This is a genomic window from Pseudoalteromonas sp. SG43-5 (genome assembly GCF_014164345.1).
In the GTDB taxonomy this organism is placed as follows: domain Bacteria; phylum Pseudomonadota; class Gammaproteobacteria; order Enterobacterales; family Alteromonadaceae; genus Pseudoalteromonas; species Pseudoalteromonas distincta.
In genome coordinates this window covers 139,866-155,671 of record NZ_JACJFA010000008.1, presented here as the reverse complement: position 1 = coordinate 155,671, position 15,806 = coordinate 139,866, and the positions used below count along the sequence as shown (strand labels likewise).

The following is a 15,806-nucleotide window of genomic DNA, read 5'->3' as shown; positions in this document are numbered from 1 at the left end:
ACTAAAATGAAATATAAATTACTCGCTGCCAGTATTTTAGCGACATTAAGCACTTCAGCAACAAGTGCGACGTACCAGTTAAGTGAATTAGGGACTCTTGAAGACGCTAAATATTCTTATGTAACAGATGTAAGCGAAAGCGGGCATATTATTGGTTTCGCAAATGGTTTATACAATTTACCTATTGATACAAGCTATATAGATTTTACTGAAAACCTTATTGAAAATAGCTATGACAATACAGAGGCAGCATTTGAATTAAGTGATAAAGAGATTACCTTCACACTTGATGACATTGAAAATAATGATGCAGTACTTACTAATGCTGATGCACACACTTTCATGGTTAGTTTTTTATCTTCAATTTCTACAAATTTTGAATATCAAAAATTAAGCTCATTAGTAGGCATAAAATATAATGATACACAAATAACTGAGCAACCATTATTTGATATTGCATCTGTTGATTATGACGGACTAACACGTTCAACTACTAACCTTTTTAATGCTGTAACTGAAGATGGCGTTACAGTCGGTTGGGGTAGCGCCCCATACGATAAAGTATCTTTTACACCTGATGGCGAAGATGATGCAGAAACGTGGTTTACTCATGAATTTATAGAACGTGGGATTGTAATAAGCGCTGATGGCAGTGTAAGTGTTGAGTTAGAGCCTGAGTTTAATGAATACGGTGGCACAAGCCGCGCTAACGATATTGTTAAAACTAACAGTGGTTATACCGTTGTAGGTAATATGTCTACAAGCATTCCAGATGACAGACAAGATAATATTGATGATAACTGTGATAATGAAGACGAACCTACGTCAGTATGTATCAACTTGTTAAATTCAAATATTACACGAGGCTTATTTAATAAGCGCGCTGTTAAATGGGAACTTGATGAATCACTTAATATCACGTCTGTTGAAGAGCTTGGTATGGCACTGACACCTGATGAAGGTGAAGCGGAAGATGATGCATTTACAAGTACTGCTTTAGCAGTGAACAGCAACGGGACAATTGTAGGTTCATCGAATACACGTTATTACAAAAATGACGATACAATTCTTACAATGCCAGTTTATTTTAAAGACGGTGCGGTTGTTGATTTTATTAATCAAGAAGATGACTGGCAGTCTGGTAAATCAATTGCTATTAATGATAACGATGTAATTACAGGTTATGCAACTAAACGTATTGAAGGTACTCTTCGTAATAAATTCTTTTACCATGATATAGCAACGGGTAGTACGGTTTTCCCTACTGATTACTTTTCAAGCTCAAGTTCTTACGGTAACGATATAAACAACCAAGGTTATATTGTAGGTGAAGGGGAAGTGGGTGTTTCTGATAGCTCGCGACTCAAAGAGGCCTTTATTTACAAAATTGGTGAAGACAAAATCACTAATCTAAACGATTTACTGCCTTGCTATGACACCGACGGTGAAACTGATTACGCTTATACTATGGTTGAAGCGACTGCTATCAACGAAAATAATGAAATATTTGGTACTGCGACTAAAACAGTTGAAAAGCTAGATTCATTAGGCGGTGTAGTAACTGATATTAATGGTGAAATTGAATATGAGAGTATTGCAATAGCAGTTAAACTAACGCCAATTGCAAATGGTGAAGTAGAAAGCTGTGCTCCAGTAGAAGCTGAAGTTTATGAGCGTAACTCTGCTAGCTTCCCTTGGTATACATTATTGTTATTACCACTGGTTGGCTTAAGGCGTGTATTTCGCTTTTAAAGTTTATTGATTATAAAAAAACCAACTTGATAAAGTTGGTTTTTTTTCGTCTATAATATTTTATTAGATTAGAATTGCAGCGATTATTTAGCTTTAACGCCACTAATTATTTCGTGATAACCATGCTTTTTTCACAGAGCGGCGCCAAATTATATCAATACCAAAATATCCTATAATTGATGCAATAGAAGCACATACTAATGAACCTAATAAAAATGCAGGACCAATTGTTTCTATACTTTCTAAAAACCAAGACCAACTTGCTTCAAATACAAAGTGTTGTTCTGGCTGATTAAGTATTAACGTACCCACTAAGTATGAGCCATAAAAGATAGGTGGCATGGTTAATGGATTCGTAAGCCATACTAAAGCAACTGATATGGGTAAATTAACCCTAAATAATATAGCACCTGCTGCGGCTAAAACCATTTGAAAAGGAACAGGGATGAAAGCAAAAAATAACCCGACCGCGAAGGCCCCTCGAGCTGAACGTCTATTTAAATGCCAAAGATTTGCGTCTTGCAAAAGTCGTCCAAATATTTTTAGTGATTTATGATGTCTAATTTTATTTGGATCAGGTAAAAATCTTTGGATCGTTTTTTTAGCCATTTAAAGCAACCATTTACATCAGTGTGGATAAGTCTTGGGTTTGTAATTGGCTGTGTAGCAACCGTGTTTTATTATCAAACTCTCGAATTTACAGTCTTCACAATTTTCATTGTAATAGTGAGCGCTTATTTTAAGCCGTTTTTAAACGTATTGTTAGGCTTTATTTGTGCAATTTGCTTTGTTGGTATGCATTTTTACCTTTTTTATAGTTTTGAAATACCAAAACCGAACGAAAAGTATGCACTTGATTCTACATTAGTTGTTGAAGAGATTATTTCTGATAAAAAACCTCAGTATATCAAAGCCAAAATAGTGGCATTAGATGGGAGTAGCTTTTCGAATTTTAGAGCACCCAAAGCAATGCTCAGTGTTAATTCTGCACAGCCTTTTACAGTCGGGGATGAATTCTCTGCATTAATCCATTTAAAATATTTTCGCAGTAATAAAAATTTTAATGTGTTTGATACTGAACGTTATGCATTTATAAATAGAATATTATTTAAAGGCAAAGTTCTCAATAAAGAGCTTAATATAATACACAGCGATAAACAAAGCATCGTACTAGATTATCAAAACTTCATTAAAAATACCTATACAAATACAAGATTGCAGTGGCTCTATTATGCATTACTCAGTGGTGATAAATCGTTAATGAGCTATACAGATAAACAATTAATGCAATCACTTGGGTTAAGTCATTTACTGGCTATATCGGGTTTACATATTGGTTTGATTTTTAGCTTTGGTTATTTATTCATTCGATTTATCTGTACGAAAATAAACTTTTCAATTGGTCAATCATTTAACCTTACACTTTACTACAGTTCGTTCGGTTTTATAGCTGCATTAGTTTACGTATATTTAAGTGACTTTTTAGTATCAGCAACGCGAGCGCTAATTATGCTGGGTTGTTATTTGTTACTTTATTTTCTTGCTAAACAGCCGCTGCGTTGGCGTAGTATTTTATTTGCCTTGGTTATAGTGCTTGCTGTTAATCCATTTAATTTACTTAATCCAGGTCTGTATTTTTCATTTTTAGCGGTCGCTATAATTTTTACTGTTATTAATAAATTACCAATATTAAATACACGAATAAAAAACAAAATTATTGCGTTATTTGTTATTCAAGTAGCATTGTTTATCGGTTTATTACCACTTTCACTTTATTTTTTTAATGGCGTAAGTATTGCGGGACTAGTGATTAACTTAATTGCGATACCGTTTCTTTCCATCATTATTTTACCATTTTTGATTGTTTTTACATTACTGAGTACTTTTATAGATATAGGTAATTTAATACATTTGTTTGATACAGGGTTATATGCGTTATTTAAATTACTTTATGAAATACCCGAGTCGTTAAGATGGCTGACAACAGGAAGAATCGAGTTAATATTCGTCATTTTTACCTATATTACTATGTTGATGATTTACTTCCTCCCCTATAAATTGCTCTGTTTCATTCCTTTAACAGTACTTTTATTGAATAATCTTCTAAAAGAAAAGCCTAACTGGCAACTTCATGTGTTTGATGTTGGGCATGGTCTCATGGCATTAATTGAAAAAGATAACCAAGTGCTTATCTATGATTTTGGTCCAAGTTATTTTAATCGTTTTAGTCGAACGCGAAGTATCTTATTGCCTTATATAAAAGCAAATAATTTCACAGTAAAAACAGCGATTCTAAGTCATGAAGACAGCGATCACGCTGGAGGAATACAGCATTTTATTGAAGCTGGATTTGGGGAAACATTAAAGCAATTTCACCCTGAAAATACACTTAATGTGTGTGAAGTCCAAAGTGTTGATTTTGTCGGTTTAAGAGTAGAAAGCTTTAGCACTAGAGGGTATGGGAATGAAAACGACGATTCATGCGTTGTTAGAGTATCGAGTAATACTTATAGTGTGTTATTTACAGGTGATATATCAAAATCCCGTGAAGCCTCTTTATTAGCGAATAATACACCGTTGAAAAGTACAGTCATGTTAAGCCCGCATCATGGCAGTGATACATCCTCAAGTGTTAATTTTATTAGTGATGTAGCTCCTAAAGTTGTGATTCATTCAAGTGCTTATAAAGGACAGTGGGAATTTCCCAAGCCCGTTGTCGTCGAGCGTTACAAAGCAATAAGCGCCGAGCAATTTACAACAGGCGTTGAAGGACAAATTAGTATTAAATTCTACTCAAACAATTTGGTCATAGAAACAGCAAGAGGGCAGGAAAGTTATTGGTTTATCAAAGATTGACGTTTAGTTTTATCTCATCGAAGGATACAATACAGGGAGTTACTGTATTTAGAGAGTGTTATGGATCAAAGTACTGCACAAATTTATAAACGTCTTGTTTCGTATGTTGGCGCATACAAAAGCGTCGCTTTTATCGCAATTGTTGGGATGATAGGCTATTCAGCAATGGATGCTTTATTCATTCAATTAATGAAGCCGTTTATTGATCAAGGTTTAAACCAACGAAATACAGAAGTTTTAAAGTACGCTCCTTTTGTAGTTATCGCGTTAGTACTAGGGCGTGGTGTTTTTAACTTTATGTCTTCGTACTGTTTAAGTTATGTGGGCTCTCAAGTTGTACGCTCTTTACGCCAAGAGTTATTTGAGCACATATTGCATTTACCCGTTTCTTTTCATGATAAAAACTCAACTGGCGATTTAATTTCAAAAATCACTTTTGACACAGAGCAAGTTCAACAAGCAATTACTAAAGCGTTACTTATTGTTGTACGTGAAGGAGCCTTTGTTGTCTTTTTACTTGGTGTAATGTTTTATACCAGTTGGAAGCTCTCACTTATATTTTTAGTCATCATCCCTCTCGTTGCCATTATTGTAGCGGTTGTATCGAAACGTTTTCGCCATATTTCTAAAAGTATCCAATCAGCTATGGGGCAGGTTACACGTAGCTCTGAACAGATGCTTAGCGGACATAAAGTTATTCATGGATTTGGCGGACAAGACCAAGAAATAAACCATTTCTCAAAGATTAATAATCATAACCGCCAGCAGCGCATTAAAATGGATGCGACAAAAGCTTTAAGTGTATCAATTATTCAAATATTAGCAGCAAGTGCTATGGCTGTTATTTTATGGGCTGTATCTCTTCCATCAATGATTGATACGATTACCTCAGGTGACTTCATGGCATTGATTGCCTCAATGATGATGCTATTGCGCCCACTAAAACAACTCGCCAATGTTAATAGCGATATGCAGCGTGGTATCTCTGCAGCTCAAAGTATATTTTTAGTTTTAGATGAAGAAATGGAAAAAGATACTGGAACCGTTTCAGTCGATAAAGTTAAAGGGGTAATTGAAGTTAAAAATGTAACCTTTAAGTACCCAACAAAAGATGAAGCCGTATTAAACGATTTGTCGCTAACGATTAAAGCGGGTGAAAGTATTGCCTTAGTTGGGCGCTCAGGCTCGGGTAAATCAACAATTTCTAATTTATTACCACGCTACTATGACTTAGAGTTACCGAGTGAAATATTACTTGATGGTATAGCCCTGCAGGATTATAAATTAACAGATTTGCGTCGCCAATTTGCTTTAGTGTCTCAGCAGGTCGTGTTATTTAATGATACGATTGCTAACAATATTTGTTATGGCATAAAGCATGATGTGTCTGAGGAAGAATTAGAGCAAGTTGCTAAACAAGCGCATGTTTGGGAGTTTGTTAAAGACCTGCCAGAGCAATTAAACACCATGGTAGGTGAAAATGGTGTAATGCTCTCCGGCGGTCAACGCCAGCGTATAGCGATAGCACGTGCAATATTAAAAGACGCACCTATTTTGATTTTAGACGAGGCTACATCAGCACTTGATACCGAATCTGAAAAGCTTATTCAGCAAGCATTAGAAACGCTAATGAAAGATAAAACCTCAATTGTTATTGCGCATCGCTTATCTACTATCGAAAACAGTGACCGAATCTATGTTATTGATAATGGTCGTGTAATAGAAAGTGGCGATCACAATAGTTTATTAGCAAATGACGGTACTTATTCAGCCCTTTGCAAAATGCAGTTTGGTGATCAGGCGTGAGTAAAATAGAACAAAGCTGGTATAAATCATTTGGTCTAATTACTTTACTGTTATTACCATTAAGTGCTTTGTTTTGGGTTGTATCGTCATTTCGAAAATACTTATACAGCGCTAAAATACTTAAACCTTTTGAGTGCAAAACGCCTGTAATTGTAGTTGGCAATATAAGTGTTGGCGGTAATGGTAAAACGCCTTTTGTTTTGTGGCTGTATGGTCATTTAACACAGCAAGGTTTATCAGTGGGCATTATTAGTAGAGGATATGGTGGGCAATCAGAAAATTACCCGCTGTTAGTTACTGAGCTTGTAGATGCTCAGCAGGCTGGAGATGAGCCCGTACTTTTATACCATCGTTTAAAGTGCCCAATAGCGGTTGGGCCTAATAGACAACACAATATCGATTTATTAGAAAATAATTATACACTCGATGTTATTATTTCTGATGATGGAATGCAGCATTATAAAATGCCTCGTAGCATTGAGTGTTGTATTGTTGATAGTGAGCGTCGTTTTGGTAATGGCTTTGTTATGCCAGCAGGGCCACTTCGTGAAACAACTAAACGTTTGCAAAGTGTCGATATAGTAATTGAAAATGGTGGTGAGGCTAATAATAGCTACACATTACAAGTAAGTAATCTTCGCTTGGTTAATTCAAGCGATTATGCAAAAAGTAACGTAAGTGAAGCACATGCAATAAGTGCAATTGGGAACCCTAAACGGTTTGAAAACTCATTAGAAGAACAAGATATTACGTTATTATCGACTCATCATTTTAGAGATCATTATGCTTATACAGTAGATGATTTTGCACAATTTGGTGATGATTGCATTATAATGACCGAAAAAGATGCCGTTAAATGTAAGTCCTTTGCAAAGCCTAATTGGTATTATTTACCAGTAGATGCACAACCTACCGATAGCGTAATAAACAAATTAAATTCAATATTAAAAGAAAAAGGAATACTCAATGGCCTTTGATACAAAATTACTCGAGATAATTGCGTGCCCTGTTTGCAAGGGAAAATTACGCTTTGATAGAGACAACAACGAACTAATTAGCACAGCAGCTAAGCTTGCTTATCCTGTTCAAGATGATATTCCAGTATTACTTGAAAATGAAGCACGAGAACTATCTCTAGAAGAGGTTGAAAAGTGGAATTCGTAGTTGTAATTCCTGCTCGTTTTGCATCGACCCGACTACCAGGTAAACCGCTTGCTGATATTTGTGGCAAGCCAATGGTTCAACACGTTTACGAAAAAGCATGTTTATCAGGTGCTAGTAAAGTAGTTATAGCAACCGATCATCAAAAAGTATTTGATGCAGTAAGTATGTTTACTAATGATGTAGTAATGACGCGTGAAGATCACCAGTCGGGTACTGAACGATTAGCTGAAGTGGTTGATTTGCTTAAACTTGATAGCAATACAATTGTGGTTAATGTACAAGGCGATGAGCCATTACTTGCACCAGAAAACGTATCTCAAGTTGCTGCACTATTAAGTGATTCAACAGCACCAATGGCAACGTTAAGCGTTGCTATTGAAGAACGTGATGAAGTATTTAATCCTAATGCCGTTAAAGTGGTTAGCGATATAAATAAAAATGCCCTGTATTTCTCTCGTGCAAGTATACCGTTTGATAGAAATACGATGATGGATGATAGCACTGCACTTAATTTAGCGCCATTTCAGCGCCATGTAGGTATTTATGCGTACAGAGCGGGTTTTATTAAACAATACATAGAGCTGAGTGTATCACCATTAGAATTACTTGAATCACTTGAGCAGTTACGTGTTTTGTATCACGGTTATAAAATTAAAATAGAACAAGCTCAAATAGCCCCTCATGCAGGTGTAGATACGCCTGATGACTTAGCTAAAGTGATAGCGCATATTAAAAGTAAAAACGTGTGAGTGAGCAATTAAGTAAGATAATAAAAGTTGTTTATACACATAACGATTTTTATATTTTAGAAAAGCCAGCGGGTCTTAATTTTCATTCTGAAGAGGGACCCGGCTTTGTTGTTTTAGCCGAACAACAATTATCGCAAAAGCTTTATGCCGTTCATCGTTTAGATAAAGTGACATCAGGGCTGATTATTTTAGCGCGAAACAAAGCCGCTGCAGCCGCCTTTACTGTTATGTTTACTGAGCATGCGATTGCTAAATTTTATTTAGCGATTAGTGATGCTAAACCTAAAAAGAAGCAGGGGTGGATAAGAGGCGATATGGCTAAGTCTCGCCGTGGCTCGTTTAAGTTACTAACGAGTACACTTAACCCTGCAATTACCCGATTCTATTCTCTGAGTTATAAGCCAGGGTTTAGAGGGTATATTTTAAAACCTTACTCTGGCAAAACACATCAACTAAGAGTGGCACTAAAAAGTGTGGGCGCAGCTATTTTAGGCGATGCAATGTATTCAGGCACGCCTTCTAATCGTACCTATTTACATGCATATGCGTTAAGCTTTTTATGGCAAGGTGAACAAATACAGCTAACTTTATTACCCGAAAGTGGTGATGAGTATTTGGCGTTAATTAAACATCAAGATTTTCAAGCATGGCAATCGCCATGGCAACTGGATTGGTAAATGAGCGAAAAAGTTACAGATATACGTTTTGGTGGTATTAAACGTTTATATGGTCATCAACAGTTTGATTGGCTTCAAGAAGCACATTTTTGTGTAGTAGGTATTGGTGGTGTAGGAAGCTGGACAGCAGAAGCACTTGCGCGTACTGGTGTTGGTAAAATAACACTTATAGATTTGGATGATATTTGCGCCACTAACGTAAATAGGCAAATTCATGCGTTAACGGGCACTATTGGTCAAGCTAAAGTCGATGCAATGAAAGCGCGCTGCGAGCTTATTAACCCAGAATGCCAAATTAGTGTAATAGATGACTTTATTACGCTTGATAATATTCAAGAGCATATTCAAGGTTTTGATTATGTAATTGATTGTATTGATGCAGTTAAAGAAAAAGCAGCATTAATTGCTCACTGTAAACGTAATAAACTACCTATAATTACAACTGGTGGTGCTGGCGGGCAAACAGATCCTAGCCAAATAACTTTTGGTGATGTAGCTAAAACTACGCAAGACCCATTACTTGCAAAGGTGCGCTATATTTTGCGCAAGCAATATAATTTTAGTAATAATCCTAAACGTAAGTTTAATATTGATTGTGTTTACTCAACAGAGCAATTGGTTTACCCAGGAAGCGATGGCAGCGTATGTCATGCTAAGCAAAGTGCTGATGGCACAATGAATATGGACTGTAATAATGGTTTTGGCTCTGTGACTATGATCACAGGAAGCTTTGGTTTTTTTGTTGCTGCAAAAGCGGTGCGTAAATATCTAGATAAAAAACAACGCTCACAAGCTTAGTTTTCGTTAACTAAGCTTGTGTTGTGCCATGGTTTGTATCTTATCAACCATGGCTTTAATACCATTACCACGTGATGCGCTTAAGTGGCTTATAAGGCCGAGCTTTTCAAATTCTTCATACGCATTTTTATTCACTACCTGTTCTGGTGTAAGCCCGTTGTAAAGCGCTAAAACAATGGCTAATAATCCTTTTACTATACGAGTATCAGAGTCACCTATTACAACAAGTGTATTTTCGGTTAAGTCAAATTCAACGAACATCCATACTTTGCTTTCACAGCCTGGTACAAGTGCATCATCAGTTTTCAAAACATCAGCTAAAGCCGGTAACGTTTTTCCTAAAAGCATTATCTCACGATATTTTTGCTGCCAAGCGGTCGCATTTTTTATAGATTCTGTGACTTTTTTAAACGTATTTGTCATGAGTTATCCTAATTAATTCTATTAAACTGGCGTTCAATCTAATAAAGCGATACATTTTTTAAGTGAATCAATGAATATATCTACATCTTTGTAGGTATTATAAAAAGAAAAACTCGCTCTTAACGTTCCATTAAGCCCTAAATGTGTCATTAATGGTTGCGTACAATGGTGTCCACTTCTGACTGCAACCCCATATCCGTCAAGTAAAGTTGCCAAATCATAAGGATGTTCATCTCTAAAATTAAAACAGAGTGTACCAATATTGTCAGATAGGTTGCTGAATATGGTAATGCCATCCACCTTTACCAATTTTTGTGCCGCGTAACTAAACAATTCTTGTTCATATTGCTGTATTTGCACGTGATCTAATTCATTTAAATAGTCTAATGCGGCACCAAAGCCTAAAACTCCAGAAATATTTGGTGTGCCAGTTTCAAATTTTGCAGGCGCAGGGCGATAAGTGCTATGAGTTAAGTAAACTTTATCGATCATTTCACCGCCGGATTGGTAAATATCTAGCGTATTTAGCTCTTTATATTGGCCATAAAGTACACCTAAGCCTGTTGGACCGAGCATTTTATGGCTTGAGCAAACATAAAAGTCACAGTTTAATTCACGTAAATCGGGTTTTAAATGCAGTGCACCTTGGGCTCCGTCCACTAAAACAAGCGAATTCACCTCTTTTGCAGCTACAATTAGTGGCTTTAAATCAGTGATATTACCCAGTGTGTTCGATGCTTGTGTAATAGCTAATAAGGCAGGTTTTGTTTCTTTTATAAATTCACAGCATTGTTGTATGTTTAGCGTGCCGTTATTATTTAGCGGCAGAGAGACTAATTTAGCTCCCGTCTGTTGGCTTACTAGTTGCCAAGGCACTATGTTTGCGTGATGCTCAAGCGGAGATATTATTATGGTATGACTTTCATCTAAACGCTTTTTTAAGCCGTTAGCGACCAAATTTATGGCTTCTGTAGCACCTTTAGTCCATACAATCTCTTTACTTAAGACATTAAAAAACCTTGCAGCTTTATCCCGGACTTGTTCATAAGAATAAGTGGCTTGCTCGCTAAGTGTATGGCGTCCACGGTGTACATTTGCATTTTGAGACGTATAAAACTCAGTAATTGTATCTATAACTGATTGAGGCTTTTGTGAGGTTGCTGCTGAGTCTAAATAAACAAGCGGGCAGCCGTTTATTGTTTGATTTAATGTCGGGAAGTCTTTTCTAATTTTATTTATATCAAACTTTAAAGTAGGCATAGCTCATCTACATAGTGTTTTTAAGGCAGGGATTGTAATCGGTTTATGATAATTCTCAAGTGCTGTTAATAAAAAAAGGCCGCAAAATGCGGCCTTTTAAACTAACCAGCGCTAATTAACGCTTGTCAGTTGATACGTAGTCACGTTGAGTGTAACCAGTATACATTTGGCGAGGACGGCTGATCTTATGACCAGGTTGAGATAGCATCTCATCCCAGTGAGTGATCCAACCAACAGTACGTGCCATTGCAAAAATTACAGTGAACATGCTTGTTGGAATACCAATCGCTTTTAAGATAATACCAGAGTAGAAATCTACGTTAGGGTATAGTTTCTTCTCTACAAAGTACGGGTCTTCAAGGGCAATTTGCTCAAGCTTCATAGCAATATCAAGAAGTGGATCTTGGATATTTAGCTCAGCTAAAACTTCATGACAGGTTTGACGCATTACTGTAGCACGTGGGTCGAAGTTTTTGTAAACGCGGTGACCAAAGCCCATAAGGCGGAATGGGTCAGCTTTGTCTTTAGCTTTAGCAACGTATTCATCAATACGGTCCACAGAGCCAATCTCTTCTAACATGTTTAAACATGCTTCGTTAGCGCCGCCGTGAGCAGGTCCCCATAAAGAAGCAATACCAGCTGCAATACATGCATACGGGTTAGCACCTGATGAACCAGCAAGACGAACTGTTGAAGTCGATGCATTTTGCTCATGATCTGCATGAAGCATAAAGATTTTATCCATAGCTTTAGCAGTTACAGGATTAACTTTATATTCTTCAGCAGGTACAGAGAACATCATGTGTAAGAAGTTTTCTGCGTAGCTTAAATCGTTACGTGGGTATACAAACGGTTGGCCGATGTTTGTTTTATAAGCCATTGCAGCAATAGTTGGTAACTTAGCAACTAGCTTAACTGCACTTGTTTTACGTTGTTCTGCATCAGTAATATCAAGGTCTTCATGATAAAAAGATGATAATGCACCCACTACGCCACAAAGCATTGCCATTGGGTGAGCGTCAAAGCGGAAACCTTGGAAAAAGTTAGCAATTTTCTCGTCAAGCATAGTGCTTGTAGTGATTTCATTCTTAAAAACTTCGTATTGTTCTTTAGAAGGTAACTCACCATTTAAAAGTAAGTAGCAAAGCTCAATATAGTTAGAATCTTCAGCTAATTGCTCAATTGGGTAACCACGGTGAAGTAGTACACCTTTACCACCATCAATATAGGTGATTGCAGATTCACAAGAACCAGTCGACATGAAACCTGGGTCATAAGTAAAGTGACCATGTGAACCTAACGTACGTACGTCGATTACATCTTGGCCAGCAGTGCCTTGATAAATTGGAAGTTCGATTGGATCTAGTCCATCAATATGGACTGTGGCTTTTTTATCTGCCATCGCTATGTATCTCCTATTAAGATATCTATTCTGATTTTTAGATTTTAAAGTTCTGAAATCTGTTTTAAGCACATCTTCGCATTTTAACGTGAAAGAGGGGGTTAAAGTCAATTTTTATAAACATTATGCATATATGTATAATAAATATTCGGTATTAATTAAATATAATACTATTGGCTAATTCGCAAACATCTCTAAATAAACAAGAATTGTAAAAAGTCCTGTGGGTATATATACTAACGGTGGTTTTAAACCGTATTGTATTTGGGTAAACATATTCTTAACAGCTTAAAATTTACTGTTTTGTGAACTTTAACTATTTTGATACGTTTATTCTTATAGTTCCATCAATAATATTTGGTGGGTTTTTAGAAAAACAAGTAGATGAGCTCCACTGTGAGCAAAGATGGGCAAGTAACTGTGAAAAAGCAAAGACCTGTAAATCTAGATCTAACAACTATATCTATGCCGGCAACGGCTAAAGCTTCAATTTTTCACCGCGTCACCGGTGTTGCATTGTTTTTTGCTTTAACGTTTGTCATTTGGGCTTGGTCTGAGTCTCTCTCTTCAGCTGAAGGTTTTGAATTCGTCAAGGGTCTGTTTAACGGATTCATTGCCAAATTTATAGCTTGGGGCACTGTTTCTGTATTAGGTTATCACCTTATTGGTGGCATCCGTCATATGATTATGGATATGGGACATTGGGAAGAACTTGAATCAGGTAACCTCAGCGCTAAAGTATCAATGGCTCTTGGTGTTGTGTTTGCCGTATTGGCAGGGGTGTGGATATGGTTTTAAATCAAGCAACTCTAAAACGTGATGGTGTACAAGATTTCGTATCTTTACGTACCACGGCATTAATAATCAGCGCGTACGCGATTTTTATTATCGGCTATTTTTTAGCGACGCCAGAAGTCACTTTCGAAGCCTGGACAGGCCTCTTCTCTAACCTAGCAATGAAAGGGTTTACTTTAATTACCCTTATTTGCATTATGGTTCATACCCGCATTGGCCTTTGGCAAGTTCTTACAGACTATGTTAAGTGTTCGAACTTGCGTGCTGTATTAGGTTTTGTTTTAAACCTAATGGCCGTTGCTTACGTAGCTATTGGTCTAATCGTATTATGGGGTGTTTAAGTGAAATATTCTGTTCGTGAATTTGACGCCGTAGTAATTGGTGCAGGTGGTGCTGGTATGCGCGCTGCTTTAGCAATTACAGAATCTGGCAAAACGTGTGCATTAATATCTAAAGTATTTCCAACGCGCTCACACACTGTATCTGCTCAAGGTGGTATTACAGTAGCGCTTGGTAATTCACACGAAGACAACTGGGAATGGCATATGTACGATACCGTTAAGGGTTCCGATTTTATCGGTGACCAAGACGCTATTGAATACATGTGTCAAACTGGCCCAGAAGCTATTACTGAATTAGAAAACATGGGACTACCATTTTCTCGTTTTGAAAATGGCCGTGTTTACCAACGTCCTTTCGGTGGTCAATCGAAAAACTTTGGTGGTGAACAAGCCGCACGTACTGCTGCTGCAGCTGACCGTACTGGTCATGCTTTACTTCATCTTCTATATCAACAAAACGTTAAAAACAAAACAAATGTATTCTCTGAGTGGTATGCACTTGACTTAGTTAAAAACGACAATGGCGATGTAGTAGGGTGTACAGCAATTGAGATTGAAACAGGTGAAATCACTTTCTTCAAATCTAAAGCAGTTGTATTAGCCACTGGTGGTGCAGGTCGTATATTCGCATCAACAACAAATGCTCACATTAACACCGGTGACGGTGTTGGTATGGCAACACGCGCTGGTATTTCTATGCAAGACATGGAAATGTGGCAGTTCCACCCAACGGGTATTGCAGGTGCTGGTACGCTAGTAACTGAAGGTTGTCGTGGTGAAGGCGGTTATCTTTTAAATAAAGATGGCGAGCGCTTCATGGAACGTTACGCACCAAATGCAAAAGACTTAGCGTCTCGCGATGTTGTTGCGCGTTCAATGATGACTGAAATCCGTGAAGGTCGTGGTTGTGATGGTCCTTGGGGTCCTCATATCAAGCTGAAACTTGACCATTTAGGTGAAGAAACGCTTAACCTACGTCTTCCTGGCGTATGTGACCTAGCTAAAACTTTCGCTCACGTTGATCCAGCTAAAGAGCCAATTCCAGTAATTCCTACTTGTCATTATATGATGGGTGGTGTTCCTACTAACGTAAATGGACAAGCACTACAAATCGATGCTCAAGGCAACGAAAAAGTAGTTGAAGGTTTATTTGCTGTTGGTGAGATTGCATGTGTATCTGTACACGGTGCAAACCGCCTAGGTGGTAACTCATTACTAGATTTAGTTGTATTTGGCCGCGCTGCTGGTAACTTCTTAGGTAAATACCTTAAAGATGTTGAAGTATCAAAAGCGGCTTCAGAGTCAGATTTAGAAGCGTCTCTTGCACGTTACAACCGTTGGGAAAATTCAACGGCTGGCCAAGGTGAAGATCCAGTTCAAATCAAAAAAGACCTACAGCAATGTATGCAGCTTAACTTCTCGGTATTCCGTGAAGGCGATTCAATGGCTTCAGGTCTTCAAGAACTTAAAGAAATTCGTGAACGTCTGCAACATGCTCGTCTTGATGATAAATCATCAGACTTCAATACTCAGCGTATCGAATGTCTTGAACTAGATAACTTAATGGAAACAGCTTACTCAACTGCAGTAGCTGCAAACTTCCGTACAGAAAGCCGTGGTGCACATTCTCGCTTTGACTACCCAGATCGTGATGACGAAAACTGGTTATGTCACTCAGTATTCAATCCTGTAACGGATGAAATGAGTAAACGTGATGTAAACTATGCGCCTAAAACGCGTGAAGCTTTCCCACCTAAAGCACGTGTTTACTAGGAGATAGACG

General features: G+C 37.4%; 15 protein-coding genes. 11 read left to right on the top strand and 4 right to left on the bottom strand.

Going from position 1 to position 15,806, the window contains the following annotated elements:
• Positions 1 to 6: 6 nt before the first annotated feature.
• Positions 7 to 1,752 carry a DUF3466 family protein gene (locus H5161_RS10910; protein WP_182769269.1) on the top strand — a complete coding sequence of 582 codons (1,746 nt, stop codon included), beginning with the start codon at positions 7 to 9 and terminating at the stop codon, positions 1,750 to 1,752.
• A gap of 102 nt (positions 1,753 to 1,854) precedes the next feature.
• Here H5161_RS10910 and H5161_RS10905 read toward each other — a convergent pair whose 3' ends face one another.
• Positions 1,855 to 2,361 (bottom strand): DUF2062 domain-containing protein, encoded by a 507-nt coding sequence (locus tag H5161_RS10905; RefSeq protein WP_024595571.1) that lies wholly within the window; start codon positions 2,359 to 2,361, stop codon positions 1,855 to 1,857.
• Between H5161_RS10905 and H5161_RS10900 the strand changes: the two genes are divergently transcribed.
• The 7 genes from H5161_RS10900 to tcdA are packed head-to-tail and all read left to right on the top strand — an operon-like array spanning position 2,341 to position 9,802.
• Positions 2,341 to 4,608, top strand: coding sequence for a DNA internalization-related competence protein ComEC/Rec2 (locus tag H5161_RS10900; protein ID WP_182769268.1), 2,268 nt, complete (start codon positions 2,341 to 2,343; stop codon positions 4,606 to 4,608). The genes H5161_RS10905 and H5161_RS10900 overlap by 21 nt on opposite strands.
• A 60-nt stretch (positions 4,609 to 4,668) precedes the next feature.
• A complete protein-coding gene (gene msbA / locus H5161_RS10895) occupies positions 4,669 to 6,414 on the top strand; it encodes a lipid A export permease/ATP-binding protein MsbA (RefSeq protein ID WP_182715531.1) in 1,746 nt (581 codons plus the stop codon).
• A complete protein-coding gene (lpxK, locus tag H5161_RS10890) occupies positions 6,411 to 7,391 on the top strand; it encodes a tetraacyldisaccharide 4'-kinase (RefSeq protein WP_182769267.1) in 981 nt (326 codons plus the stop codon). Before msbA ends, lpxK begins: the two co-directional genes overlap by 4 nt.
• Positions 7,381 to 7,578 (top strand): Trm112 family protein, encoded by a 198-nt coding sequence (locus H5161_RS10885; protein WP_182681254.1) that lies wholly within the window; start codon positions 7,381 to 7,383, stop codon positions 7,576 to 7,578. The genes lpxK and H5161_RS10885 overlap by 11 nt, the downstream gene beginning before the upstream one ends.
• Positions 7,566 to 8,327 (top strand): 3-deoxy-manno-octulosonate cytidylyltransferase, encoded by a 762-nt coding sequence (gene kdsB / locus H5161_RS10880; protein WP_154903049.1) that lies wholly within the window; start codon positions 7,566 to 7,568, stop codon positions 8,325 to 8,327. The genes H5161_RS10885 and kdsB overlap by 13 nt, the downstream gene beginning before the upstream one ends.
• Positions 8,324 to 9,004, top strand: a complete 681-nt coding sequence (locus tag H5161_RS10875) for a TIGR01621 family pseudouridine synthase (protein ID WP_182769266.1) — start codon at positions 8,324 to 8,326, stop codon at positions 9,002 to 9,004. The genes kdsB and H5161_RS10875 overlap by 4 nt, the downstream gene beginning before the upstream one ends.
• Entirely contained in the window at positions 9,005 to 9,802 is a 798-nt protein-coding gene (tcdA, locus tag H5161_RS10870) for a tRNA cyclic N6-threonylcarbamoyladenosine(37) synthase TcdA (protein ID WP_002961793.1), read from the top strand.
• A 6-nt stretch (positions 9,803 to 9,808) separates the two neighbouring features.
• Here the strand turns inward: tcdA and H5161_RS10865 are convergent, their stop codons facing one another.
• The 3 genes from H5161_RS10865 to H5161_RS10855 all read right to left on the bottom strand — a co-directional run bounded on the left by H5161_RS10865 (position 9,809) and on the right by H5161_RS10855 (position 12,887).
• On the bottom strand, positions 9,809 to 10,225 hold the full coding sequence (locus H5161_RS10865) for a SufE family protein (RefSeq protein ID WP_182769265.1): 417 nt from the start codon (positions 10,223 to 10,225) through the stop codon (positions 9,809 to 9,811).
• 33 nt (positions 10,226 to 10,258) lie between these two features.
• Positions 10,259 to 11,485: a SufS family cysteine desulfurase gene (locus tag H5161_RS10860; RefSeq protein WP_182769264.1), complete on the bottom strand. Its 1,227-nt coding sequence runs from the start codon at positions 11,483 to 11,485 to the stop codon at positions 10,259 to 10,261.
• Between the two features lie 115 nt (positions 11,486 to 11,600).
• Positions 11,601 to 12,887 (bottom strand): citrate synthase, encoded by a 1,287-nt coding sequence (locus H5161_RS10855; RefSeq protein WP_002961796.1) that lies wholly within the window; start codon positions 12,885 to 12,887, stop codon positions 11,601 to 11,603.
• Positions 12,888 to 13,307: 420 nt separating this feature from the next.
• On the opposite strand from H5161_RS10855, the gene sdhC reads away from it, so the two are divergent.
• The 3 genes from sdhC to sdhA are packed head-to-tail and all read left to right on the top strand — an operon-like array spanning position 13,308 to position 15,796.
• Positions 13,308 to 13,685 carry a succinate dehydrogenase, cytochrome b556 subunit gene (gene sdhC / locus H5161_RS10850; RefSeq protein WP_122975019.1) on the top strand — a complete coding sequence of 126 codons (378 nt, stop codon included), beginning with the start codon at positions 13,308 to 13,310 and terminating at the stop codon, positions 13,683 to 13,685.
• Positions 13,676 to 14,023, top strand: coding sequence for a succinate dehydrogenase, hydrophobic membrane anchor protein (gene sdhD, locus H5161_RS10845; protein ID WP_182769263.1), 348 nt, complete (start codon positions 13,676 to 13,678; stop codon positions 14,021 to 14,023). Before sdhC ends, sdhD begins: the two co-directional genes overlap by 10 nt.
• Entirely contained in the window at positions 14,024 to 15,796 is a 1,773-nt protein-coding gene (gene sdhA, locus H5161_RS10840; RefSeq protein WP_002961801.1) for a succinate dehydrogenase flavoprotein subunit, read from the top strand.
• Positions 15,797 to 15,806 lie beyond the last annotated feature (10 nt).

Coding starts and splice junctions, on each gene's coding strand:
- H5161_RS10910 (WP_182769269.1), top strand. CDS start 7: ATGAAATATAAATTACTCGCTGCCAGTATTTTAGCGACATTAAGCACT.
- H5161_RS10905 (WP_024595571.1), bottom strand. CDS start 2,361: ATGGCTAAAAAAACGATCCAAAGATTTTTACCTGATCCAAATAAAATT.
- msbA (WP_182715531.1), top strand. CDS start 4,669: ATGGATCAAAGTACTGCACAAATTTATAAACGTCTTGTTTCGTATGTT.
- H5161_RS10885 (WP_182681254.1), top strand. CDS start 7,381: ATGGCCTTTGATACAAAATTACTCGAGATAATTGCGTGCCCTGTTTGC.
- tcdA (WP_002961793.1), top strand. CDS start 9,005: ATGAGCGAAAAAGTTACAGATATACGTTTTGGTGGTATTAAACGTTTA.
- H5161_RS10865 (WP_182769265.1), bottom strand. CDS start 10,225: ATGACAAATACGTTTAAAAAAGTCACAGAATCTATAAAAAATGCGACC.
- H5161_RS10860 (WP_182769264.1), bottom strand. CDS start 11,485: ATGCCTACTTTAAAGTTTGATATAAATAAAATTAGAAAAGACTTCCCG.
- H5161_RS10855 (WP_002961796.1), bottom strand. CDS start 12,887: ATGGCAGATAAAAAAGCCACAGTCCATATTGATGGACTAGATCCAATC.
- sdhD (WP_182769263.1), top strand. CDS start 13,676: ATGGTTTTAAATCAAGCAACTCTAAAACGTGATGGTGTACAAGATTTC.